This window comes from Humibacillus xanthopallidus, assembly GCF_006716675.1.
Lineage (GTDB): Bacteria > Actinomycetota > Actinomycetes > Actinomycetales > Dermatophilaceae > Humibacillus > Humibacillus xanthopallidus_B.
Genome location: NZ_VFPM01000001.1, coordinates 658,566 through 681,855, shown reverse-complemented (window position 1 = coordinate 681,855; position 23,290 = coordinate 658,566). Strand labels below are relative to the sequence as shown.

The following is a 23,290-nucleotide window of genomic DNA, read 5'->3' as shown; positions in this document are numbered from 1 at the left end:
GAGCTGCCGGCGTCCGCGACAGGCGCGGACGCCGGCAGTGATCGGCGAGGGACGACCGTGCTCGCGGGTTCGCTCCGGTGACGGAGGCGCCCGCATCAGCTCAGGAGGTGCGGGCGTTCACCTCGTAGCTGGTGTTGGTGGCTTCGAAGAAGTTGACGAGCTCGAGGGTGTCGTTGGCCGCGGCCATCCACTTGGCCGGGTTGCTGACGCCATAGTGTGCGGGAAAGCCGAGCTCCTCGAGACGGCGGTCGGCGAGGTAGCGCACGTAGGTGTTGATGTAGTCGGCGTTGAGGCCGAGGATGCCGTGCGGGAGCAGGTCGTGGTTGTAGCGCTCCTCGAGCCCGACAGCGTCGAGGATCATCTGCCGGATCTCATCGGCGAAGTCCCCGGTCTGCAGCTCGGGGTTCTCCTCGAGAACGGTGAGCACGAGGTTGATGCCGAACTTCAGGTGCAGGCTCTCGTCGCGGACGACCCAGTCGATGAGTGACCCGAAGTTCCGCAGCAGGTTCCGCTGCCGGAAGCTGAGCGCGACCATGAAACCGCTGTAGAACCAGATGCCTTCGAGGATGACGTTGTACGCCACCAAGTTGCGGACGAAGTCGCGCTTGCCTTCGAGCGTGGTGATGTCAAGGGTGCGTTCGGTCATCCGGGTCAGGTATCGCACCTCGAAGGCTTCCTTGGCAGCCATCGACGGGGTCTCGACATGGGCGGCGTAGGCGGCGCCTCGGTCGATGGGAAACGTCTCCAGGACGTACTCGAAGGCGACGCAGTGGTTGGCCTCCTCCCACATCTGCTTGGCGAGGTAGAGGTGGGCCTCGGGGGCGTTGACGTAGGGGTAGACGCCGAAGGCCAGGGCCTTGTTGACGAGCAGCTCGTTGGGGTTGAAGTAGCTCATGAGGAAGGTGACGGCGTGCTTCTCCTCGTCGGTCATCCGTGCGAAGTCGGCCAGGTCCTCTCCGAGCTGGACCTCGTGCGGGAACCAGGTGTTGGCGACCGCCTGCTCGTACAGCTCGTAGGCCCAGGGATAGCGGATCGGCTTGAGCAGCCGGCCCTCGCTGATTCCGGCGCCGAGGATGGGCTGGGCGGTGTCGGTGTTCACTGGCAGGCCTCGCAGTCCAGTCGCTCCTGGGGGTCCGTGGGGCAGGCGACCGCCTCCTCCGTCACCAGCAGCTCTGCCGGCTCTGACGGCTCCGACGGCTCGACACTCGGTGTGGCTCGCGCAAAGCCGAAACCGCCGGCGGAGCGTCCGGTGGTAGCCGCCTTGTTGACCCGAACGGTGGACTGCTCTGCGGTGTGACGGGGCTTGACGTGCAGGTAGTAGGTGGTCTTGACGCCCATGCGCCACGCGGCCGTGTAGATGTCGGCCATCTGCGCCAGGTCACGGGTCTCCAGGTACATGTTGCGACTGATGGCCTGGTCGACCCACTTCTGCGCGCGGGCTGCGACGTGCAGGAACGCATACGGCGAGAGCTGGAACGAGGTGCGGTAGGCCTCTCGCACCTCGGTGGGGATGGCGTCGATGCCTTGGACGTCTCCCTGTGAGCGCAGCAGCTCCTCGCGCACCTGCTCCCACACGCCGAGGTCCTTGAGTGCCGTGACGAGGTTGCGGTTGACCTCGAGGAACTTGCCCGAGCTCGTGGTGCGACTGAACAGCTGGGAGAACTGCGGGTCCAGTCCCGGCGTGGTGCCGGCCACGAGCCCGATGGACGCGGTGGGGGCGACGGCCATGAGGGTGGCGTTGCGCATACCGCCGGCGACCTTCTGTCGGAGGCTCTCCCAGTCCAGGCGCGACGTTCGGTCGACCTCCACAGCGACGCCGCGGTCTGCCTCCAGGCGGGCGATGGTGTCGAACGGGACCTCTCCGCGCGACCAGCCGGAGCCGGCGAAGTTGGGGTAGGAGCCGCGGGTGCGGGCCAGGTCGGCGCTCTCGTCGATGGCGGTGTGGCTGATGAACTCGGTGACCCGGTCGATGAGCTCGAGCGACTCCTCGCCGCCGTAGGTGATGCCGAGCCGCTCGACGACGTCGGTGAAGCCCATCAGCCCCAGGCCGATGGCTCGGTTGGCGTCGTTGGAGTGCTCGGACTCCGGCACGGACGAGAGCGTGATGTCGATGAGGTTGTCGAGCTGGCGCACCGCCGTGCGCACCGTCGCCTCCAGGCGGACCCAGTCGACGGCCCTGCCGATGTCGAGGAGCTCGCCCGGAGACCGACCCGCGCCGGTGGTCAGGTGCCGCGACAGGTTGACCGATGCGAGGTTGCAGACCGCGGTGTTCTCGCGATCCTGGGGCAGGGTGATCTCGGTGCACAGGTTCGACAGGTGGATCGTGCCCGTGTTGTCGTTGAGCGCGCGCAGGTTGATGGTGTCCTTCCACGTCAACCACGGGTGCGAAGCCGTCTGCAGGGCGACCAGGATCGCGGTGAACTGCTCGCGGGCACGGACGGTCCGGTAGGCGCGCAGGCGTCCCTGCTCGGCCAGCTCGACGTACTCGGCATATCGGCGGCTGAAGGCGGCCCCGGTGAGCTCGACGAGGTCCGGGGTCTCGAGCGGGTCGAACAGGTACCACGTGTCATCGCGCTCGACCCGACGCATGAACTCGTCGGAGATCCAGACCGCCGTGTTCGCCGTCCGGGTGCGGCGGTACGGATCGCCGGACTGCTGGCGCAGGTCGAGGAACTGCGGGAAGTCGAGGTGCCAGTTCTCCATGTAGAAGCACAGGGCCCCGAACTTCTTGCCGCCCCGGGAGATCGCCCGGAGGGTCGAGTCGATGGTGTGCATGAAGGGGATCGGGCCCGTCGACGTGGTGTTGTTGCTGCGGATCGGCGAGCCCTCCGACCGCAGCTTGGTGACCGACAGCCCGATGCCGCCCGTGCCCTTGGTGATCCACATGACGTCGCGCACGCTCTTGGCGATGTGCTCGATGTCGTCCTCCATCTGCATCACGAAGCAGTTGGACAGCTGCGGCTGCGGGGTGCCGGCGTTGACGAGCGTCGATCCGGCCGGCAGGTACTCCAACCGAGCCATCGCACGGTAGAAGCGCAGCGCCGCTTGCGTGTGGTCGTCCTCGTTGACTGACAGGCCCATCGCCACCCGCATCCAGAAGTACTGCGGCACCTCGACGTCCGAGCCGCCCGGCCCGGCCAGCAGGTAGCGGTTGCGCATCGTGGTGACCCCGATGTAGGTGAGCAGCTCGTCGTGCTCCGGGTCGAGCGCATCGGCGAGGCGCTCGAGGTCGAAGTGCGTGACCAGACGCGAGTCCAGCAGACCGTCCTCGACGGCCTCACGGACATAGCCCGGGAAGCGGGCCCGGTGCAGCAAGGTCAGCTCACGCGACGACTCGTAGCCGCCGAGGACGCGCTTGTAGATCGTCTTGAGCAACAGGCGCCCCGCGACCCGGTCGAACGCCGGATCGTCCTTGACGTTCTGCACGGCGACATGGATCGCGGCTTGGTCCAGCTGCTCGGTCGTGATGCCGTCGAACAGGGTGATGGCGAGCTCGGACGCGATCTGGACCGTCAGCCCGACGGCATTGTCCAGCCCCGCGGTGGCACGCTCGACGGCACGGTTGATCCGATCGGCATCGAACGGCTCACGCGACCCGTCACGCTTGGTCACCGAGACTCGTGACGGGGTGGCCTGCTTCGCATGTCCGGGCCCATGGGCGGACCCGTCTCGGTGCTCGTCGTCTGTATGCGTTCGGGTCCCGAGCGCCGGTGCGGTCCGGTCGACGGGGTCCTGCAGTGGGGTGTTCACGGCTGTCTCCTCGCAGCGTGGGCGAACGGCCCGCCAGGCCAGAGGAGGTGCGTGGAGTCAGGTGCCACGCGTGCGAGGTCGACAGGGTCGCCCACACGCGGTCGGCCGATGTCCACGAGCCCTCCCTCGGGGCTGTCGGACCACCGCGTGAGGCTCACGCGGCGCGCTGGCAGGTCTTCGGACTCGCGGGCATGCACACCGCCCGAGCTCCTCGGACGGTCCGTCTCCTACTGGTCGCCGCTTCCCAGGCCTGATCGGCCCAGTGCTGTTGACGACGGTCGTTCCCACTCACCGCTGCGGGGCAGTCCCGGACTCACACCGGGTTCCCTCTTGCGACGGCATCTCTGGCTGAGATGCCGAACCAGCTGCAGAGCAGACACTATCCCTAGTGATTGATGACGCTGCGCACCCCACATGTTGCGCGGCGTGTCGCCCGTCGCCCGCCGGGCCGCCTTCAGTTCTGGTGCGTGCGCGAGAACATGACACAGAGAAACCCCGCCCCTCTGCGTGATGAGCAGATGGGACGGGGTTTGTCTTCGGTGGAGCTGAGGGGATTCGAACCCCTGACCTTCTCATTGCGAACGAGACGCGCTACCAACTGCGCCACAGCCCCTGGTGCGCGTGAATGCTAACACCACGCCGGACGGCATACCCAATCGGCGGGCGCTATCGGAAGGGGGCTCAGACCCAGCTCGGGAACCACATGCGGCGCTGCCACTCGGTGAGCGGGATGACGTCGGCGACGTAGATGGGGTGGAAGAACGCGAAGAGGACCATCGTCAGCACGACGAAGGCGCCGAGGACGCCGTAGCCGACCCGGCGGCGCGTCAGCGAGGCCCCGCGTCCGCCGATGAGGAGGCCCAGCACGTAGACGCAGGCGAGCACGATCCACGGCACGAACGCGACCTCGTAGAACGAGTAGATCGTGCGGCCGGAGAGGGCGAACCACGGGAGGTAGCCCGCGGCGACGCCGCAGAGGATCGCCCCCGCGCGCCAGTCGCGACGCAGTGCCCACATGAACAGGAGCACGAAGATCGCGATCGTCGCGCCCCACCAGATGGAGACGGTGCCGATCGAGGTGATCGCCTTGGCGCACGAGTCCACCGTGCAGCCCTCCGTGCCCAGCTTCGGCCCTTCCCAGAAGAACGAGGTGGGCCGGCCCTGGATGAGCCACGACCACGGGCTCGTCTGATACGGGTGGGGCGCGTTGATCGCCTGGGTCGAGGCGAACATCTGCTGGTGGTAGGCCCAGAGCGAGCGCCACCAGTCCGGGAGCCAGGTGTAGGGCGTGGGGTTGGTGTCCGCCCAGTTGCGGAAGGAGCCGCCCTTGCTGAGGATCCAGCCGGTCCAGCTCGCGACGTAGGTGACGAGGGCGGCGCCGACGATCTGCACGAACGCGTAGGGGGCGTCCTTGACCGCGGTGCCGGCGGTCCAGCCGCGCACGCCTGCGGCGCGGCGGGCCCCGAGGTCCCAGAGCACGGTGAGCAGGCCGAAGGCGATGACGAAGTAGAGGCCCGACCACTTGACGCCGGTGGAGAGCCCGAGCATCACGCCGGCCACCCACCGCCAGGGGCGCCACCCGAGCCACGGACCGAGGTAGGACGTCGCTGCGCGGGGACGGTCACCGACCTTGCGGGCCAGGACCTCCCGGGCGCGGTCGCGGTCGATGAGCAGCGCGCCGAACCCGGCGAGACCGAAGAACATGACGAAGATGTCGAGCAGGCCGGTGCGTGAGTGGACGAAGTGATGGCCTTCGAACGCGAGCAGCGCCGCGGCCACCGTGCCGAGCAGGTCGGAGCGGAAGAGGCGTCGGGCGATGAGCCCGAGCATGAGGATCGAGAGCGTGCCGGCGAGGGCGACGGAGAAGCGCCATCCGAAGGAGTTGAGGATGCCGAACGGCATCTCGCCCCAACCGATGAGCCACTTCGCGACCGGCGGGTGCACGACGAAGTCGCCCTGGGTGCCGTAGATGAACGGGTCGTTGGCGGTGAAGTGCTGGTCGACCTGCTGCGCCTCCTGGAGAAGGTCGTCGTTCTTCATCTCGAACCAGAACAGGACCATCGACCAGCCCTGCTTGACGTAGTACGTCTCGTCGAAGATCAGCTTGTGGGGTGCGCCGACGTGCCAGAAGCGCATGATGCCGCCGACGGTGGCGAAGAAGAGCGGCCCCAGCCACCCGAGCCACGCGATCCGGCCCGCCGTGCGCCGGTTGAGACGGTAGTCGTCGGCGGGGTCCCCGAGCAGGCGAGCGCGCACCTGCCGGGCCGAGTTCATGGGCGAGAGTGTATGCAGTGTGGCTCGGTCCGACGTCCAGGCTCGGCGGTCAGCCGGGTCGGGGCACGCTCGCGTGGCCGGCCAGCGGGCCGCGCGTCGCGTCTGCGGAAGGCGCTCCTCAGAAGGGCGGGGGTTCCAGCTCGGGCGGGGGTTCCAGCTCGGGCGGGGGTTCCAGCTCTGGCGCGGGCACGGTCGACGGGCCGCGCGTCGTGGGTGGTCCATCGCCGGGGCGATGGCCGTCGAGCCAGTCCTTGGGGTAGGTGGAGTAGCTCCGGCCGGCCGCGGTGTGCCAGGTGATGACGGCGTCGTCGTCGCGGGACGAGTCCCACCAACCGGCGGTCTTGACCCGGTGGTGCTGGCGGTGCTTCGCGGTGAGGTTCGTGGGGTCGGTCGGGCCGTGCGGCCACGGCACGTCGTGGTCGAGGTCGCAGCGTCGGGCCGGGACGGTGCAGCCGGGGCCACGGCAGGTGCCGTCGACGGCTCGGACGTACTCGACCATCTCGCGGGTGGGGCGGTAGGCGCGGCGGGAGAGTGCGAGGGCGCGGCCCGTGGTCAGGTCGGCCAGGAGCGTCTGCCAGATCGAGCCGGGTGCGGTGATGATCTCGCGAGCGTGCTGCGCGCCGACGAAGCCGTGGCCGGGAAGCTCGCACGGGAGGTCGGACAGTCCGAGGGCTGTCTCGAACGGCACGACGACGACGGCCTGGCCGGCCGGCGACGGCGGCTGCTGGGCGAATCCGGCGTCGCTGTCGGCCCAGCCGGTGATGGCCGCCCCGGTGAGGAAGTCGGCCCTCAGCTCGTCGAGCGAGCGGGGGTCGCCGGCCGCCCGTGCGCAACGGGCCGCGGCGTCGGCTCGGTCCATGGCGGCCACGATCTTCTCGGCGTCGTTGGTGACCGTGAGCCGGCCGGTGCCGTCGTCGAAGACCTCGGCGTGGGCGCCGATGCGTTGCCGGGCGGCGCGGCGTCGGGCCGCCTGGTCGGCGTCGGCGGCAAGCAGGGCGCGGCGGAGCCGCTGGCGGAACAGCGCTGCTGACAGGCCGGACCCGTCGCGGGTCGGGGCGAGGGCGGCGCGGGCGACGTGGTCGGCATGCTCGTCGTCGAGCTCACGGGTCTCGCGGACGAGCTCGGACGCTCGGTGCAGGGTCGTGGCTCCGGTGCGGACCTGCTCACGGAGGAAGGCAGTGCGGGCAGGTGCGCCGATGGCGAGCTCGAGGCGCAGTGACAGGTCGCTCTGGGACAGCCCTGTCGCGGCGGAGACCTCCATGACGACGGCCTCGCGGGCCGAGAGGGGAGTGCGGTCGACCCAGGACTGGGCGTGGCGCGCCTCGAGCTCGGCGAGTGCGGTGGCGTGCAGGCGGGCCAGGGCCTCGAGCCGGTGGTCGTCCGCCATGCCCTTGACGCGTTGCCCGCCCTCGAAGCAGGCGAGATCGGTGGCCATCAGCGCCTCGAACGAGGCTGCACTCGCCGCGTCCTCGACAGTCTCGACATCCACGACATCGTCGGCTGTCGCCTCGGTGGCGCTGTCCTGCGCTCCGCTCGCCTCGACGGGCCGGCGTGCCGTGGCGCGACCGGCGACGGCCTCCTCGTCGGCTCGACCCGGCTGCGCGATGGAGGAGGTCTCGGCGATCAGACGGCCGACGATGCGGTGCACCGAGCGGGCCACGTGACGATCTATCCGCGCGTCCATCGTCAGGACGAATCCACGCTCGAGACTGCTCTCGAGACTCGACCGCGAGTCGCACGTGAACGGCATGGTTTCTCCTCCCTGACCCCCTTAGTAGAACAGTTGTTCGACCTAGATGCAAGAGGTTGTCCACACGCGATTGCGCTCGGAGACAGCGGGATTCGCCGATCTCCCCCTCAGATGGAGATGCCCCGCGACCGCAGCACCGAGTAGCCGACGAAGGCGACGATGTCGAGGATCGAGTGCGTGACGACGAGCGGCATGACGCGGCGCGTGCGCATGAAGACGAGTCCGAGGACGAGGCCCATGACGATGTTGCCCGCGAAGCCGCCGAAGCCCTGGTAGAGGTGGTACGTCCCGCGGATGACGGCAGACAGGCCGATGACGAGAGGCCACGACCACCCGATCTGGCGCCAGCGGGTGAAGAGGTAGCCGACCATGATGACCTCCTCGAGCACGGCGTTCTCGATGGCCGACAGCACGAGGACCGGCCCCGACCACCAGACGGCCTGGAGGTTCGCCGCCGACACCTGGGTGTTGATGCCGATCGCCTTTGCGAAGAAGTAGAACGCCAGCCCGGGCAGGCCGATGAGGGCGGCGAGCCCCACCCCACGCAGCAGGTCACGGCCGGGCTGCGTGCGGTCGAGCCCGATGAAGCGCCCGGCCCGCACGTCGACCGACGGTCGCGCCACCGTGTTGAGGAGGTAGATCGCGAGCACCACCGCGACGAGCGGCAAGGCGATCCCGACGAGCTGGTAGGCGAGGTCGAGCCACGGCCGCCCTGGTGTCGCCGACTGGTTCATCGCCGTCGTCTGCTGCGACAGCGGAACCGGACGGGTCAGCTTCTCGATGATCGACAGGATCGCCCAGACCGCCGACGCGCCGAGGCTGACGCCGAGCACGAGCGCCGTCTCGACGCCGACGGCGCGTCGTGCCGTGGGCTCGACCACCGGTGCAGGGTCACGGTCCGTGGGAGCGAACATCCCGGCATACCGGCGTGGCGTCATGGCGTCACTGTACTTTTGGGCCAAGGAGGGCCGAGAGGACTTCGGCACGTCAGAGGGGCCGCTCGCGGCCAGGCGACGACGGGAAGGTGGTGGCGCGGTGAGCCTGCTCGCCCAGTGGGAGGCGGGTCGCCACGCCGCGGAGGGCAACGACTACCCGACCTACCGCCGCGGCGAGGGGCCCGGCGTCGTCGTCATGCACGAGAGCCCGGGGCTGACTCCCGAGGTCATCGCCTTCGGCGACGAGCTCGTCGGGCACGGCTTCACCGTCGTCATGCCGCACCTCTTCGGCAGCTCGCACTCGCGCCCCCGCCGGCACGAGGGCGCGCTCGTCATCCCGCGGCTCTGCGTGACCCGGGAGTTCACGATGTTCGCCACCGGGGTGACCGCGCCGCTCGCGTCGTGGCTGCGCAGCCTCGCTCGAGCGCTCCACGACGACGTTGGCGGCCCCGGCGTCGGTGCGGTCGGAATGTGCGTCACGGGTGGCTTCGCCCTGGCGATGATGGTCGACCCCGTCGTCGTCGCACCGGTCGTCGCCCAGCCGGCGACGCCGCTGCCGCTCGGCAGGCGCCGCGCCGGCGACGTCAACCTCTCCGACGCGGACCTCGAAGCCGTCGCCCGCCGCGCTGCAGACGGCTGCCCGGTGCTCGGCGTGCGCTACGAGCACGACTGGGTGACCGGCACCCGCTTCGACACCCTCACCGAGCTCCTCGGCGACGCCTTCATCCGGGTCGAGCTCGCGGGCCACGGGCACGCGACGCTGACCGACCATCGCCACCCCGACGCCGTCGAGCGGGTCGTCGGCTTCCTCGAGGAGCGACTGCGCGGGCCGGGCATCGCGTGAGCTTCGCCCCAGCCACCCGTCGGCGCCGAGCCTGAACCGAGCCTGAGCCGAGCCTGAGGTGAGCCTGAGCAAAGTCTGGGAAACGCCTCTCGCGCTGCGGCTCCGAGCCCTACGCTCGCCCTGCGTGGGAGTGTGCCTGCGCCTCGGGGGAGTCCAGCGTCGAAGGGCTTGTCATGAGAAAGAGCGTTCTGGCGATCCCGGCGGGGGCACTAGCGATCGCCCTCACCCTCGGGTTGAACACCACGGCGGCCTCTGCCGTCAGCGGCGCGGCGCCGCCCGGCGGCGGTGATCCGCAGGTTCAGCAGGGACGGGACAGCCTCGAGCACCCGCTCGGCACGAAGCAGGCGGCGCTGCGGGCCAAGGGCGTGCAGCTCAAGCTGTCGGGCAAGCTCGCTCCCGACACCAAGGTCGCGAAGATCGCCAAGGGGCAGTACGTCGAGCTCGCCCGGGAGGGCGAGGACACGATCTGGACGGTGCTCGGCGAGTTCGGCACGACGGTCAGTCCCACCTACGGAGGGACGGCGGGGCCCGTCCACAACCAGATCCCCGAGCCGGACCGGGCCGTCGACAACTCGACGATCTGGACCGCGGACTTCAGCCCGACCTACTTCAGCAACCTGCTGTTCTCCGACGCTCCGGGCGCCGTCTCGATGCGCAACTTCTACAAGGAGCAGAGCTCGAACCGCTACACGGTCAACGGCGACGTCACCGATTGGGTGAGCGTGCCCTTCAACGAAGCGAACTACGGTTCGAACTACTGCGGCAGCATCGTCTGCTCCCGCACCTGGCTCTTCGTGCGCGACTCCGTCAACGCCTGGTACAACGCCCAGCTCGCGGCGGGCAAGAGCGAGGACGAGATCAACGCGGCCCTCACGAAGTACGACGTCTGGGACCGCTACGACTACAACGGCAACGGCAACTTCAACGAGCCTGATGGCTACATCGACCACTTCCAGTCGGTGCATGCGGGCGAGGGTGAGGAGACCGGCGGAGGCGCGCAGGGGACCGACGCGATCTGGTCGCACCGCTGGTACGCCTTCTACAACAACATCGGCTTCACCGGCCCCGCCCAGAACAAGCTCGGCGGCATCAGGGTCGGCAACTCCAACCTCTGGATCGGCGACTACACCGTCGAGCCGGAGAACGGCGGCGTCGGCGTCTTCGCCCACGAGTTCGGTCACGACCTCGGACTGCCCGACCTCTACGACACCTCGGGCAACACCGGCGGCGCCGAGAACTCCACGGGCTTCTGGACGCTCTACTCGTCCGGCTCCTACGGCAGCTCGGGCAAGCCCGCTGATGGCATCGGGACCAAGCCGATCCCCATGTCGGCCTACGAGAAGATCTTCCTCGGCTGGTCGAACTACCTGTTCATGGGCCACGGGCAGTCGGCCGCGGTCAAGCTGGGCCCGGCCTCAGCGACGACGAAGCAGGCGCAGCAGCTGGTGGTGGTGCTGCCCGACAAGAAGCTGACGGCGACCATCGGTGATCCGTACGCGGGGTCGAACTTCTACCACTCCGGCTCCGGGAACGACCTCGACAACACCATGACCCGTCAGGTGACGCTGCCCGCCGGCACGGTCGCGCTCGCGGCCAAGGTGCGCTACTCCATCGAAACCGACTGGGACTACGCCTACCTCACCGTCAACGGCTCCCCGGTCGCGACGAATCTCTCGACGGCCACCAACCCCAACGGCCAGAACTTCGGCAACGGCATCACAGGCAGCTCCAGCAACACCTGGGTCGACCTGGCGGCCGATCTCTCCGCGTACGCCGGCCAGACGGTGACGCTCGGCTTCCGCTACTGGACCGACGGGGCTGTCGCCGACACCGGCTTCGGAGTCGACGACATCGACATCACGGGGCAGCCTCTCGACGGCGCCGAGTCCGACCCCGGGTGGACCTTCGACGGCTTCAGCAGCACGACGGGAACGGTGACGCAGTCCTTCTTCAACGCCTACTTCGCCGAGTACCGCAACTACCGCGGCTACGACGCCGGTCTCAAGACGGGTCCGTACAACTTCGGTTTCCTCGACGACCCGAACCAGCAGAACTGGGTGGAGCACTTCCCCTACCAGGACGGTCTGCTCGTCTGGTACTACGACACCTCGTTCGCCGACAACAACATCGGTGACAACTGCCTGGCCGGTCGCTGCGGCGGGCTCTACCTGCCGGTCGATGCGCACCCAGCGCTCTTGGTCCGGCCCGACAACGGCAAGGTGTGGCGGCCGCGGATCCAGTCCTACGACTCGACCTTCGGGCTCGAGAAGACGGACCCGATCTGCCTGCACGCCAACAGCGTGAAGCAGTGCTACGCCAGCTTGCCGGCGACCCCGGTCTTCGACGACTCGAAGAGCTACTGGGTGGCACCGAACCCTGCCACGGGCAACTTCGGCTGGTCGAGCGTCCAGGTGCCCAACACCGGGACGAAGATCCGTGTCGTCGGAACGTCGGCGCAGGGTGACTTCATGCAGGTGACGGTCAACAAGTAGGACCCAGCGCACCCTGAGGTGTGACGGAGCGGGCAGGGCAGACCCTGCCCGCTTCGTCATGCTGTCCTCGGTGCCACCCTCGACGACCACGGAGCGGGTGCACTCCGAGCCCCGTCATCCACAGGCTCGGTGCACAACCTGTGCACTGGCGCTCCCGTCGTGTGGAGAATCGAGCAGCTCCTGTGGACGACGCGCCGACAGCCTGTGGACGGGTGAAATACCTCGCGGATTCCCTTGCGGGGCAGGGCAAAGGGGGGATAGAAATCTCTCACGCCCTCCTCTCGGGGAGAGCGGGACGGCTCGGAGACGAGGGTCCACACAGCGGGGCAACCCGCTGCGGAAGCCGGGTGACGCGGCGACCGGGACCGGAGCAGAAGAGCAGTCGATCGGGAGCGTCACATCGACCGATCACCCCAGAAGGGCCCTTGAGACTCATACTCCCAAGGGCCCTTCGCCTGTCTGCGGGTCTTCAGACCTCATGACTCCAGCCGTGAGCTGCCCTGTCGTGCAAGGCGTCTCGCGGCCGGCTGGTCAGCTGACGGCTTGCGCCGACGGCCGCCACGGCTTGAGCCACGGGGTCTCGGGCCAACCCTCCCGCGCGGCCACGAGCTCGTACATCGTCGCCCCGTCGATCGACTCCCGGACGATGTCGGCGTGCCCTGCGTGGCGCGCGAGCTCCTCGACGATGTGCATCGCCACCCAACGGACCGACCACGCCTCGACGTCCTTCGGGAACCACGGCGCATCGCGAGGCACGGGCACGGCGGCGCCGAGGTCGGCATCACGAAGCACCGAGCGCGTGACCTCGCCCTGGGCGGCCAGCGCCGCGAGGAGCGCGTCCAGGGTGTCCTCTTCGGTGACGCGGAAGTCGTCGCCCCAGGCGGCGGTCCGCTCCTCGAAGGACTGCGGCGGTGGCGGCGGGGCCTCCGGCGCTGCCGCCATGCGCGCGGTCCAGCCGCGCTCACAGGTGGTGACGTGCTTGATGAGGCCCCCGATGGTCAAGGTGCCTGCCGTGGGCGCAACGCGGATCTGCTCCTCGGTGAGGCCGAAGGCCACGGTCGCGAAGGCGTCTCGCTGCTGGTCGAGGTAGGCGATGAGGCTCTCGCGCTCGTCGGCGACCGGGGAAACGTGTGCGGGCATGTCGGTGCTCCTGTCAGTCGTTCGTCAGTCGTTCGTCAGTCGTTCGTGAGTCGTTGCGGTGGGCGAAGAGGTCACGCAGCAGGGCGATCTCGGCGCCGTGGTGGATGACCTCGCGGTTGATGTGGGCGACGAGCTCGGCGCGGGAGTAGTCCGCAAACGGACCCTCGGCGGGACCACATGGCTCGGCGAGCTCGACGGCTCCCCAGCGACGGACGCCTGCGATCCACCCGGCATACGCCGAGTCGAGCTGGGCGAGCGCGTCGTCGGCGGTGCCGGCGTAGTCGAAGGTCTGGTAGTCGGCCTCAGGGCCGCCGAAGTGGCTGTGCACGCGGGCGCCGAGCACGCCGACGATGACGTGCGCGAGGCGCCACGCGATCGTCGTCACGGGCGCAGGCACCGGCTCGGGGTAGGCGAAGTCGATCGTCAGCTCGCCGCTGCCGCCCTGGAGCTCGGTCGAGCCCTGGCCGCGCGGGTGCACGTTCCACGCCCCCGGGGTCGGCTCCCAGAGGTACTCCTCGTCGGTGAGCCCGTCGAGCCGCGGCCGCAGCTGGTTGGTCCAGTGCCAGTCGAGCTGGTCGATGAGGACCCGCTGCCAGTCCACGTGGGCACTCGTCTCGGGGGTCGCGTCCGCGGTCGTGCTCGGGGTCTCGGTCGTGCTCTGGGTCTCTGTCATGGACTCATCGTGACAGCCATATAGGACAGTATCTGTCCGCAGTGGATGCGATGCTGGACCCATGTCCGAAACGACCGAAGGCGGTCCGACCGCGCGCACGCTGCGCCTGCTCGACCTGCTCCAGAGCCGGCCCGTCTGGAGCGGCACCGAGCTCGCCGCGCGGCTCGGCGTGACGACCCGCAGCGTGCGGCGTGACGTCGACCGGCTCCGTGAGCTCGGCTACCCCGTGCGCGCCACCCACGGCGCGGGCGGTGGCTACCAGCTCGGCGCCGGCCGACGGCTGCCGCCGCTGTTGCTCGACGACGACGAGGCCGTGGCGGTCGCGGTCTGCCTGCGTCTCGCCGCCGGCGGCACGGTCGAGGGTCTCGGTGAGGCCGCCGTGCGCACCCTCGCGAAGCTCGACCAGGTGCTGCCCGGGAGGCTCCGTGCGCAGGTCGAGGCCATCCACGAGGCGACCGTGACCCTGGACGCGACGACGCCCGCGGTCGACGCGCGCACCCTCCTCCTGCTCGCCCGCGCGTGCCGCGAGAGCGAGCGCGTCACCTTCCGGTATGCCGGCCCGCGGGGTGAGGGGGAACGCCGCATCGAGCCCTACCGCCTCGTCGCGACCGGGCGCCGCTGGTACCTGCTCGCCTACGACCTCGACCGAGACGACTGGCGCACCTTCCGGCTCGACCGCATGACCGAGCCGGTGACGAGCGGGTGGCGCTTCCGGCCACGCGAGGCACCCGACGCCGCAGACTTCGTGCGCCGGGCGATCACGGTCGGCGCCTACGACCACGTCGCGCGGGTGCGCATCGAGGCTTCGAAATCCATTGTCGATCAACGGATTCCGTCGTCGGTCGGCACCGTGACGGCCGACGGCCGCTCGCACTGCATCCTCGAGTCCGGGGGTCAGAACCTCGACTCGATGGCCCTGCACCTCGCCCTCCTGCCCTGGCCGATGACGGTGCTCGGGCCACCCGAGCTGCGCGAGGCGATGACCCGCCAGGCCCAGCGCCTCCTCGCCGCCGCGGCGGCCCCCGAGAGCTGAGTGCCCGCGTCGTCACCGACCCGGGTGGGAGAGCGCGGCGACTCGAGGGGTTCGAGAGGTCAGCCGGTGTTGCGCAGGCCCGCTGCGATGCCGTTGATCGTCAGCAGCAGGGCGCGCTGCACGTCAGGGTCGGGATCGGCCTCGTCCGGCACCGACCGTGACCGCGCGAGCAGGGAGGTCTGCAGCGCGTGGAGCGGCGCGAGGTAGCTGTCGCGCAGCTCGAGCGTGCGGCGCAGCGTCGGCGCCGACTCGAGCAGCGCCGTCTGGCCGGTCACGCGCAGCACCTCCTCGAGCGTGCGGGCGTGCTCCTCGCGGATCGTCTCGAAGAGGCCTGCCACCTCGGCCGGCACGAGCTCGTGCACGTAGCCCGCCGCGATGTCGAGGTCGGTCTTGGCGAGGGTCATCTGCACGTTGGACAGGAACGTGCGGAAGAAGGCCCACGAGCCGTACATCTCGCGGAGCGTGTCGCCGCGGCCGTCCTCACGAGCCGCCGCGAGCCCCGACCCGACACCGAACCAGCCCGGCAGGATGATCCGCGACTGGGTCCATCCGAAGACCCACGGGATGGCGCGCAGGTCCTCGAGCCCGCCCGCCCCGCCGGGTCGCTTGGCCGGGCGCGACCCGATGTTCATCTTGCCGAGCTCGTCGACCGGGGTGGCCGACACGAAGAAGGGCACCAGCCCGGGGTCGCGCACGAGGCCGCGATAGGCGCGCTGCCCGCTGCCGGCGACGAGGTCCATCGTGCCGTTCCAGCCTTCGATGACGTCCTTGGGCAGCAGTGAGGTGCGGTGCAGCACCGAGGCCTCGAGCACCGCTGCGAGGGCGACCTCGAGGTTGAAGCGCCCCAGACCGGGCAGGGTGTACTTGTCGCTCAGCACCTCTCCCTGCTCGGTGATCTTGATCGGCCCGTCGAGGCTGCCGTAGGGCTGCGACATGACCGCCTCGCCGGTCGGGCCGCCGCCGCGTCCGACCGAGCCGCCGCGACCGTGGAAGAGGCGCAGCACGACGCCGTGACGGCGCCCGATGTCGCGCAGCGCGCGCTGCGCGCGGTGGATCTGCCACTGCGACGCGGCGATTCCCGCGTCCTTCGAGCTGTCGGAGTAGCCGAGCATGATCTCCTGCACGTCACCCCGGGCCGCGACGACGCGGCGGTATGCCGGGTCGCTGAGGAGTGCGTCGAGGAGCGGCCCTGCTGCCTCCAGCTCTGCCACGGTCTCGAAGAGCGGCGCGAAGCCGATGCGGGCCGACGCAGGTGCGGTCTCGGACCCGGTGTCGACGAGACCCGCCTCGCGTGCGAGGACGACGACGGCGAAGAGGTCGTCGATGTCGTGCGTCATCGACACGATGTAGGTCTCGATGACCTCCGGGCCGTAGGTGTCGAGCGCCGTGCGGATGGTCGTCATGAGGTCGAGCGAGGCCGCGGCGGCGACGCCGAGGTCCGTGACGCCCGTGCCTGTCAGGGGGCGCCTGGAGCCGAGCTCGCGCGAGAGGAGGGCGATGCGTGCGGGCCGGTCTAGGGCGGCATACGGCGGCTCGAGCTCGCCGATGCGGTCGTAGAGGTCGGCGAGTGCGGCGTGGTGCTTGTCGCTGTGCTCGCGGATGTCGAGCGTCGCGAGGCCGAGACCGATCGCGGTGGCGGTGCGCGTCAGCCGCAGGATCGAGCCGTCGGCCGTCAGCTCGGCGCCACCGGCACGCATCGAGTCGCGGATGAGCACGAGGTCGGCGAGCAGCTCGTCGAAGCCGGCGTAGTCACGCCCCGGCTCGTGCGGTGTGCCGTGGGCGAGGCGGTCGCGGGTGCGCATGAGACGCACCCGCACGAAGCTCAGCTTGAGGCGGTAGGGCTCCTCGGCGTTGAGCCGCCTCACAGCGTTGTAGGTGATGGGCAGGGCCTCGGCGTCGCGCTCGAGGCTCGCCCGCAGCTCGTCCGTCACCGAGACGACTCGGGTCGACGACGAGAGCTCCGAGAGCAGCTCCTCGACGCCGGCGATGATCTCGCGCAGGCCGGCGTCGTGCTGCAGGCCGATGACCTCGAGCGTCACGGCGGGCGTGACGTTGGGGTTGCCGTCGCGGTCGCCGCCGGCCCAGGCGCCGAAGCGCAGTGGGCGGGCCTGCGGCGGCAGCTCGATGCCGATGGTCGCGAGCGTGCGGTCGAGCTCGGCGAGCAGGTCGGGCACGACGCTGGCGGCGATCGTGTGGAGGTAGTAGATGGCGGTGCGTGCCTCGTCGGTGGGCTCGGGGCGCACGATGCGCAGCTCGTCGGTCTGCCACAGCAGGTCGACGAGCTCGGCGAGGCGTCGCTGGAGCCGCGGCAGGTCGGCCGCCGGGCGGCGAGGGTCCTCGATGGCCTGCACGGTGTCGGCGATCCGCCGCAGCAGGTCGGTGACCGACCGCCGGGTCGCCTCGGTCGGGTGCGCGGTGAAGACGGGGCGGTACTCCAGCCGCTGGAGCACGCGCACGAGCAGGTCGCGGTCGAGGCTGCCGTCCTCCAGGGCGTGGCCGATGCGGCCGACAGCCGACGCGAGCGGACCCTCGTCGACCGCCGTCACCTCCTGCCACCGGTGGAGCTGCTCGGTGACGTTGACGAGCTGGAAGTAGGCGGTGAAGGCTCGGGCGAGCACGACCGCCGTCTTCGCGTCGACCCCGGCGAGGGTCGCGCGCAGCTGGTCGTCCTCGGGCTGGCGGGCGAGCCGGCGGACGCGCTCGACGAGGTCGAGCAGCTCTGGGCCCTCGTGCCGGGTCAGCGCCTCGCCGAGCAGCGCGCCGAGCTGGCGCACCGACGCGCGGAGGGCGGCGTGCTGCTGCGCCGAGGAGACGCCGGCGGCGAACGTCGCGACGTTCGGCTCACGGCGGTCGGCCTCGATCAGCTGCTCGGTCGTGGTGCGGCCCTGGGTGCTCATGAACCAGTGGTACCGCGTGGACGTTTCGAGCGGGTTTCCTGTCCCACCATCGGGACGCCGCCGTGAGACGGCGACGGTGGCGAACCTCAGGTGATCTCCTCCTGCCGGGCCCGGGTCTCGGGCTGCGGCACGTCGGAGAGTGCGGCAGAGGTGCGCGACACGACGTAGGCGTTGCCGCAGATCGCCGAGGCCGCGACCGCGTCGAGCCAGGGCCTCGGCATCGCCTGGAGTCCGGCGCCCGCGATCCGGTCGACGAGCTCCGCCACGACGTCGGCGTGCGGGCGACCCTCGGAGGTGCGCGCCAGCTCGTCGATGATCTGTTGCACGCGGATGTCGTGCTCGTCCTTGTCGTCGATCCTGGAGACGACGACGGGCTTCTCGACCGTCTCGTCAGCGCTCGCGTCCGCCGTGGCGGGGGCGTCAGCATCCTGGGGCATGGGGTTCCTCCTGCGGTCGGGCCTGCCGGCGACACGAACCTGGTGCTTGACCTACATCTACCCCTCCGCGCCGGCCGTGACACCCTCAACGGGGCGACGCCCCTGACACGCCCGAATGCAGCGCCCACCCGGCGCGCTGGCCCAGCCGGCGTGGTGGTCCGTCTCCCGGCGGCTGCGAGGATGACGCCATGAGCACCGGCACCCTCGTCCTCGCCGCCACCCCGATCGGCGACCCGCGCGACGCGGCCCCGCGGCTCGGCGAGGAGCTCGCGACCGCTGACGTCATCGCCGCCGAGGACACCCGCCGCCTGAAGCGGCTCCTTGCCGCGCTGGAGGTCACGCCGACCGGGCGCGTGCTCAGCTACCACGAGCACAACGAGGCGTCCCGCACGCCCGAGCTCGTCGAGCGCCTCGTCGCGGGTGAGCGCGTCGTCGTCGTCACCGACGCCGGTATGCCGTCCGTCTCGGACCCCGGGTACCGCCTCGTCGCCGCTGCGGTGGAGGCGGGCATCCGCGTCACGTGCGTTCCCGGGCCGAGCGCGGTCCTCATGTCGCTCGCCGTGTCCGGTTTGCCTGTCGACCGCTTCGCGTTCGACGGCTTCCTGCCCCGCAAGGCGGGGGAGCGGGCCCGGGTGCTCGCCGAGGCGGCTCAGGAGCGGCGCACCCTCGTCTACTTCGAGGCGCCGCACCGGCTGGCCGAGACCCTCACGGCGATGGCAGAGGCGTTCGGCCCGACGCGACGCGCTGCGGTCTGCCGCGAGCTGACGAAGACCTACGAGGAGGTGCGGCGCGGCACCCTGGCCGAGCTGGCCGAGTGGGCCGCCGAGGGCGTGCGCGGCGAGATCACGGTCGTCGTGGCGGGGGCCGAGCGTGTGGTCACGTCGGTCGAGGACGCGCTGGACGGCATACGGGAGCGGGTGGCTGCAGGCGAGCGCCTCAAGGACGTCGCCGCCGACGTGGCGGGCCGCACCGGGCTGTCCAAGAAGGCGCTCTACGACGCGGCGGTCGCCAAGGGCTGACGGCGGCCCTTGTCACCGTCGGTGGTTGCGGCTTGGGTGGAGGTAGGGGCCATCCGTCCCTGACCGTGACACGACCGACTTCACTGGAGGATCAGCACATGGCAGTCATCCGCAACGCCTCGGCCCACTGGGAGGGCTCCCTCATGGAGGGCGCCGGCAAGGTCACGTTCGAGTCGTCCGAGCTCGGCAGCCACGACGTCACGTGGGCCGCGCGTGCAAACGAGTCGAACGGGCTGACCAGCCCCGAGGAGCTCATCGCGGCCGCCCACTCGACGTGCTACTCGATGGCGTTGTCGCACGGTCTCGCCCAGGCGGGCACCCCGCCGGAGACGATCGACACCAAGGCGGCAGTCAGCTTCGTGCCCGGCACCGGCATCACGGGCGTCGCGCTGACGGTGACGGGCAAGGTGCCCGGTCTGACGAAGGAGCAGTTCGAGCAGGCCGCCCAGGCCGCCAAGGAGGGCTGCCCTGTCAGCCAGGCCCTCAAGGTGCCGATCACGCTCGAGGTCAACTTCACCGACTGAGCTGACGCGACACGACCACGGCGCCGTCCCTGCTGGGGCGGCGCCGTCGTCGTGTCGTGTCATCTCGTGCCAGCCGGGGCTGGGACGAGACCGAGCGTGCGTCAGGACTCGGCTGTCTGCTTCAGGCTCTCGAGCATCTGCTGCCAGTTCTGCGAGAACTGCTCAGCCTGCTCGGCCGAGTCGTTGCCGTCCTGCTCGAGCGCGACCGTCGTGCGGCCGTCCCGCGTCGGGGTCAGCGTGTAGGTGATGGTGTGGTAGCTCTCCGGCCGGTCCTCCTGGCCCATGAGGGGGCTGTAGTGCGTGACGCGCAGGCGGCTCGGGGCCTCGACCTCGAGCACCTCGCCCTTGTCCTCGTAGGGTCTGCCGTCCATCTCGCCCTGCCAGGTGATGGGGCTGCCGACCTGCCAGTCCGTCGTCAGGGTGGTGCCCACCATCCACCGGCGCACCTGCTCGGGGTCGGTGAGGACCGTCCAGACGGCGCTCGGGTGCCTCGCGACGATGACCTCTGCTCGTGCCACGTGTCCAGTCATCCATCCGTCCTACTCCTTCGCCGCCGCCCGCGCCAGATCTCGTTGCACGGCACCGGTGCTGCGCGACCGCGTCTCGCGCCCGCCTAGGATTCAGCGCATGAGTCATGTCCTGTCTGCCGTCGCCTGGCCGTACACCAACGGCCCGCGCCACATCGGCCACGTCGCCGGTTTCGGTGTGCCCTCCGACGTCTTCAGCAGGTACATGCGGATGGCGGGGCACGACGTCCTCATGGTGAGCGGCACCGACGAGCACGGCACGCCGATCCTCGTCCTCGCCGAGGAGGAGGGCCTCACGCCGCAGGAGCTCGTCGACAAGTACAACGCCGTCATCGCCCAGGACCTCACCGACCTCGGCCTCTCCTACGACCTCTTCACCCGCACGACGACGCGCAACCACTACGCCGTCGTGCAGGAGCTGTTCCGTCAGGTCCACGCCAACGGCTACATGATCGAGCAGACGACGCGCGGCGCGATCAGCCCGTCGACCGGTCGCACGCTGCCCGACCGCTACATCGAGGGCACCTGCCCGATCTGCGGCTTCCCCGAGGCGCGCGGTGACCAGTGCGACAACTGCGGCAACCAGCTCGACGCCGACGAGCTGATCAACCCGCGCAGCAAGATCAACGGAGAGACGCCGGAGTTCGTCGAGACCCAGCACTTCTTCCTCGACCTCCCGGCGCTCGCCGGCGCGCTCGGGGAGTGGCTCGACGGCCGCGAGGCGTCGGGCACGTGGCGCCCCAACGTCATCAAGTTCAGCAAGAACCTCCTCAAGGACGTCCGCCCGCGCGCGATGACGCGCGACATCGACTGGGGCATCCCGATCCCGCTCGAGGGCTGGGAGGACAACCCGACCAAGCGCCTCTACGTGTGGTTCGACGCCGTCATCGGCTACCTCTCGGCCTCCATCGAGTGGGCCCGCCGCACGGGCGACGCGGAGCGCTGGCGCGAGTGGTGGAACGACCCGTCGGCGGTGTCCTACTACTTCCAGGGCAAGGACAACATCACCTTCCACAGCCAGATCTGGCCGGCCGAGCTGCTCGGCTACGCCGGCCGCGGCGACAAGGGCGGCGAGCCGGGGGAGTACGGCGTCCTCAACCTGCCGACCGAGGTCGTGGCGAGCGAGTTCATGACGCTCGAGGGCAAGCAGTTCTCGACGAGCCGCAAGCACGTCATCTACGTCCAGGACATCGTCGCGCGCTACGGACCCGACCCGATCCGGTACTTCATCTGCGCGGCCGGCCCCGAGAACCAGGACGCCGACTTCAGCTGGGCCGAGTTCGTCCAGCGCAACAACAGCGAGCTCGTCGCGGGCTGGGGCAACCTCGTCAACCGCACCGCCGCGATGATCGCCAAGAGCTTCGGCGAGGTCCCGAGCCCGTATGCCGCGGAGCCCGTCGACGAGGAGCTGCTCGCGACCGTGCGGGGTGCGTTCGCGACGGTGGGCGCCTCGCTGGAGAGGCACCGGCAGAAGGCCGCGCTCGCCGAGGTGATGCGCGTCGTCGGCGAGGCCAACGCGTACGTGTCGAAGACCGAGCCGTTCAAGCTCAAGGGCGACGACGAGCGCGAGCGGCTCTCGACCGTGCTCCACACGCTGGCCCAAGCCGTCTCAGATATCAATACGCTCATCTCACCCTTCCTGCCGCACGCCGCGAACCGGGTACATGCGGTCCTCGGGGGCGAGGGAGAGTTCATGCCCATGCCTCGTCTCGAGGTCGTCCGCGACCTCGACGACGACACCCGTAGCTACCCGGTGATCACCGGTGAGTACTCCTCGACGCCGCGGTGGGAGTCGCGTCCCGTCGTCGTCGGCACGCCCATCGCCAAGCCGACCGGAGTCTTCGTCAAGCTCGACCCCGAGCAGGTCATCGAGGACGAGCGCTCCCGGCTGGGCGACGCGGCTCCCGGGGGCACGCGCCACCACACCGACCCCCTCGCGGCGCCGAAGATGGCGGCCCCGAAGATGGCGGGGTCCAAGGGTGCCGGCGAGTCGCCAGCCGACGGCGAGACGCCCTCAGCATGAGCCCGCAGCAGTCGGGCCAGCGGGGCCTGCCGGAGACGTTGCCCGACCGCCTGCCGATCGACGTCGTCGACAACCACGTGCACCTCGACATCACCCGCGAGGGTGACGAGCCGTTCGACGTGGCCGAGGCGGTGCGGCGGGCCCAGGCGGTCGGCGTGACGCGGCTCGTCCAGGTGGGGTGCGACCTCGAAGGCATCCGCTTCACGATGGACGCCATCGAACGTCATACGGCAGTCGTCGGCGCAATCGCCTTGCACCCCAACGAAGTTCCGCGACTTGCGGCAGCGGGTCGGCTGGAGGCCGCCTATGCCGAGGTGGAGGCGTGCGCCGCCCACGACCGCATCCGCGCCATCGGGGAGACGGGGCTCGACTACTTCCGCACGGGCCCCGAGGGGGTGCCGGTGCAGCAGGACGGCTTCCGCTGGCACATCGACCTCGCCAAGCGCGTCGGCAAGGCCCTGCAGATCCACGACCGGGACGCCCACGCCGACGTGCTGCGCATCCTCGACGAGGAGGGCGCGCCCGAGCACACGGTGCTGCACTGCTTCTCCGGCGACCTCGCCATGGCGCGCGAGTGCGCGGAGCGTGGTTACTACCTCAGCTTCGCCGGCACCGTGACCTTCAAGAACGCCCGCTCGCTGCGCGACGCCCTGACCGCGATCCCGCTCGACCGGGTGCTCGTCGAGACCGACGCGCCCTACCTCGCGCCCTCCCCGTATCGCGGGGCGACGAACGCGTCGTTCCTCGTGCCGGTGACCCTGCGGGCGATGGCCGCGGTCCTCACCGTCGACGTGCCGACGCTGTGCCGGGCGGTGTCCGACAACAGCGAGCGCGTCTACGGTCCGTGGGACGCCGAGCGAATCGGACAATCCGCTTAGCGCACCCCGGATCGGGCGTCCAGCGGGGAGGGCCCCCGTTACCGAAATTTGACCTTACCGTCGGCGATCCGCCACATTGGTGGACTGTTGGCCG

Annotated in this window: 17 protein-coding genes, 1 tRNA gene and 1 riboswitch; of the genes, 7 read left to right on the top strand and 11 right to left on the bottom strand. The window is 70.1% G+C overall.

Going from position 1 to position 23,290, the window contains the following annotated elements:
- Nucleotides 1-100: 100 nt before the first annotated feature.
- The 6 genes from FBY41_RS02850 to FBY41_RS02825 form a co-directional block, all read right to left on the bottom strand.
- Nucleotides 101-1,099 (bottom strand): ribonucleotide-diphosphate reductase subunit beta, encoded by a 999-nt coding sequence (locus FBY41_RS02850; RefSeq protein ID WP_260439523.1) that lies wholly within the window; start codon nt 1,097-1,099, stop codon nt 101-103.
- Nucleotides 1,096-3,612, bottom strand: a complete 2,517-nt coding sequence (locus FBY41_RS02845; RefSeq protein WP_141841894.1) for a ribonucleoside-diphosphate reductase subunit alpha — start codon at nt 3,610-3,612, stop codon at nt 1,096-1,098. Before FBY41_RS02845 ends, FBY41_RS02850 begins: the two co-directional genes overlap by 4 nt.
- A gap of 289 nt (nt 3,613-3,901) precedes the next feature.
- Nucleotides 3,902-4,132, bottom strand: a riboswitch (cobalamin riboswitch).
- A 158-nt stretch (nt 4,133-4,290) separates the two neighbouring features.
- Nucleotides 4,291-4,363: transfer RNA gene (locus FBY41_RS02840), tRNA-Ala, on the bottom strand.
- Nucleotides 4,364-4,431: 68 nt separating this feature from the next.
- Entirely contained in the window at nt 4,432-6,024 is a 1,593-nt protein-coding gene (locus FBY41_RS02835; RefSeq protein WP_141841893.1) for a dolichyl-phosphate-mannose--protein mannosyltransferase, read from the bottom strand.
- 118 nt (nt 6,025-6,142) lie between these two features.
- Nucleotides 6,143-7,774: an HNH endonuclease signature motif containing protein gene (locus FBY41_RS23260; protein ID WP_185748857.1), complete on the bottom strand. Its 1,632-nt coding sequence runs from the start codon at nt 7,772-7,774 to the stop codon at nt 6,143-6,145.
- Nucleotides 7,775-7,881: 107 nt separating this feature from the next.
- Nucleotides 7,882-8,712 (bottom strand): CPBP family intramembrane glutamic endopeptidase, encoded by an 831-nt coding sequence (locus FBY41_RS02825; RefSeq protein ID WP_141841891.1) that lies wholly within the window; start codon nt 8,710-8,712, stop codon nt 7,882-7,884.
- 97 nt (nt 8,713-8,809) lie between these two features.
- On the opposite strand from FBY41_RS02825, the gene FBY41_RS02820 reads away from it, so the two are divergent.
- Nucleotides 8,810-9,553, top strand: coding sequence for a dienelactone hydrolase family protein (locus FBY41_RS02820; RefSeq protein ID WP_141841890.1), 744 nt, complete (start codon nt 8,810-8,812; stop codon nt 9,551-9,553).
- A gap of 173 nt (nt 9,554-9,726) precedes the next feature.
- On the top strand, nt 9,727-12,045 hold the full coding sequence (locus tag FBY41_RS02815; RefSeq protein WP_141841889.1) for an immune inhibitor A domain-containing protein: 2,319 nt from the start codon (nt 9,727-9,729) through the stop codon (nt 12,043-12,045).
- 531 nt (nt 12,046-12,576) lie between these two features.
- On the opposite strand, the gene FBY41_RS02810 is transcribed toward FBY41_RS02815, so the two are convergent.
- Together FBY41_RS02810 and FBY41_RS02805 are read right to left on the bottom strand one after the other, a co-directional pair.
- Nucleotides 12,577-13,185, bottom strand: coding sequence for a DinB family protein (locus FBY41_RS02810; RefSeq protein WP_141841888.1), 609 nt, complete (start codon nt 13,183-13,185; stop codon nt 12,577-12,579).
- A 13-nt stretch (nt 13,186-13,198) separates the two neighbouring features.
- Complete coding sequence (locus FBY41_RS02805; RefSeq protein WP_221629194.1) at nt 13,199-13,858, bottom strand: DinB family protein; 660 nt, start codon at nt 13,856-13,858, stop codon at nt 13,199-13,201.
- Between the two features lie 61 nt (nt 13,859-13,919).
- On the opposite strand from FBY41_RS02805, the gene FBY41_RS02800 reads away from it, so the two are divergent.
- Entirely contained in the window at nt 13,920-14,891 is a 972-nt protein-coding gene (locus tag FBY41_RS02800; RefSeq protein ID WP_141841887.1) for a helix-turn-helix transcriptional regulator, read from the top strand.
- A gap of 59 nt (nt 14,892-14,950) precedes the next feature.
- On the opposite strand, the gene ppc is transcribed toward FBY41_RS02800, so the two are convergent.
- Nucleotides 14,951-17,788 (bottom strand): phosphoenolpyruvate carboxylase, encoded by a 2,838-nt coding sequence (ppc, locus tag FBY41_RS02795; RefSeq protein ID WP_141841886.1) that lies wholly within the window; start codon nt 17,786-17,788, stop codon nt 14,951-14,953.
- A gap of 86 nt (nt 17,789-17,874) precedes the next feature.
- The gene (locus FBY41_RS02790) at nt 17,875-18,225 is read right to left on the bottom strand and encodes a hypothetical protein (protein ID WP_141841885.1); all 351 of its coding nucleotides are present in this window, start codon (nt 18,223-18,225) and stop codon (nt 17,875-17,877) included.
- Nucleotides 18,226-18,413: 188 nt separating this feature from the next.
- Here FBY41_RS02790 and rsmI point away from each other — a divergent pair, with 188 nt between their 5' ends.
- Together rsmI and FBY41_RS02780 are read left to right on the top strand one after the other, a co-directional pair.
- Nucleotides 18,414-19,244 carry a 16S rRNA (cytidine(1402)-2'-O)-methyltransferase gene (rsmI, locus tag FBY41_RS02785; RefSeq protein WP_141841884.1) on the top strand — a complete coding sequence of 277 codons (831 nt, stop codon included), beginning with the start codon at nt 18,414-18,416 and terminating at the stop codon, nt 19,242-19,244.
- 98 nt (nt 19,245-19,342) lie between these two features.
- Nucleotides 19,343-19,768: an OsmC family peroxiredoxin gene (locus FBY41_RS02780; protein WP_141841883.1), complete on the top strand. Its 426-nt coding sequence runs from the start codon at nt 19,343-19,345 to the stop codon at nt 19,766-19,768.
- A gap of 101 nt (nt 19,769-19,869) precedes the next feature.
- Here FBY41_RS02780 and FBY41_RS02775 read toward each other — a convergent pair whose 3' ends face one another.
- Entirely contained in the window at nt 19,870-20,298 is a 429-nt protein-coding gene (locus FBY41_RS02775; RefSeq protein ID WP_141841882.1) for an SRPBCC domain-containing protein, read from the bottom strand.
- 97 nt (nt 20,299-20,395) lie between these two features.
- On the opposite strand from FBY41_RS02775, the gene metG reads away from it, so the two are divergent.
- Both metG and FBY41_RS02765 read left to right on the top strand, forming a co-directional pair.
- The gene (gene metG / locus FBY41_RS02770; RefSeq protein ID WP_141841881.1) at nt 20,396-22,318 is read left to right on the top strand and encodes a methionine--tRNA ligase; all 1,923 of its coding nucleotides are present in this window, start codon (nt 20,396-20,398) and stop codon (nt 22,316-22,318) included.
- Complete coding sequence (locus tag FBY41_RS02765) at nt 22,315-23,196, top strand: TatD family hydrolase (RefSeq protein WP_141841880.1); 882 nt, start codon at nt 22,315-22,317, stop codon at nt 23,194-23,196. Before metG ends, FBY41_RS02765 begins: the two co-directional genes overlap by 4 nt.
- The last annotated feature ends 94 nt before the right edge of the window (nt 23,197-23,290 follow it).

Excerpts from the sequence above, each read along its gene's own strand:
- FBY41_RS02765 (WP_141841880.1), top strand. The coding sequence starts at position 22,315 with ATGAGCCCGCAGCAGTCGGGCCAGCGGGGCCTGCCGGAGACGTTGCCC.
- metG (WP_141841881.1), top strand. The coding sequence starts at position 20,396 with ATGAGTCATGTCCTGTCTGCCGTCGCCTGGCCGTACACCAACGGCCCG.
- FBY41_RS02790 (WP_141841885.1), bottom strand. The coding sequence starts at position 18,225 with ATGCCCCAGGATGCTGACGCCCCCGCCACGGCGGACGCGAGCGCTGAC.
- FBY41_RS23260 (WP_185748857.1), bottom strand. The coding sequence starts at position 7,774 with ATGCCGTTCACGTGCGACTCGCGGTCGAGTCTCGAGAGCAGTCTCGAG.
- rsmI (WP_141841884.1), top strand. The coding sequence starts at position 18,414 with ATGAGCACCGGCACCCTCGTCCTCGCCGCCACCCCGATCGGCGACCCG.
- FBY41_RS02780 (WP_141841883.1), top strand. The coding sequence starts at position 19,343 with ATGGCAGTCATCCGCAACGCCTCGGCCCACTGGGAGGGCTCCCTCATG.
- ppc (WP_141841886.1), bottom strand. The coding sequence starts at position 17,788 with ATGAGCACCCAGGGCCGCACCACGACCGAGCAGCTGATCGAGGCCGAC.
- FBY41_RS02775 (WP_141841882.1), bottom strand. The coding sequence starts at position 20,298 with ATGACTGGACACGTGGCACGAGCAGAGGTCATCGTCGCGAGGCACCCG.
- FBY41_RS02810 (WP_141841888.1), bottom strand. The coding sequence starts at position 13,185 with ATGCCCGCACACGTTTCCCCGGTCGCCGACGAGCGCGAGAGCCTCATC.
- FBY41_RS02835 (WP_141841893.1), bottom strand. The coding sequence starts at position 6,024 with ATGAACTCGGCCCGGCAGGTGCGCGCTCGCCTGCTCGGGGACCCCGCC.
- FBY41_RS02815 (WP_141841889.1), top strand. The coding sequence starts at position 9,727 with ATGAGAAAGAGCGTTCTGGCGATCCCGGCGGGGGCACTAGCGATCGCC.
- FBY41_RS02805 (WP_221629194.1), bottom strand. The coding sequence starts at position 13,858 with ATGACAGAGACCCAGAGCACGACCGAGACCCCGAGCACGACCGCGGAC.
- FBY41_RS02825 (WP_141841891.1), bottom strand. The coding sequence starts at position 8,712 with ATGACGCCACGCCGGTATGCCGGGATGTTCGCTCCCACGGACCGTGAC.
- FBY41_RS02800 (WP_141841887.1), top strand. The coding sequence starts at position 13,920 with ATGTCCGAAACGACCGAAGGCGGTCCGACCGCGCGCACGCTGCGCCTG.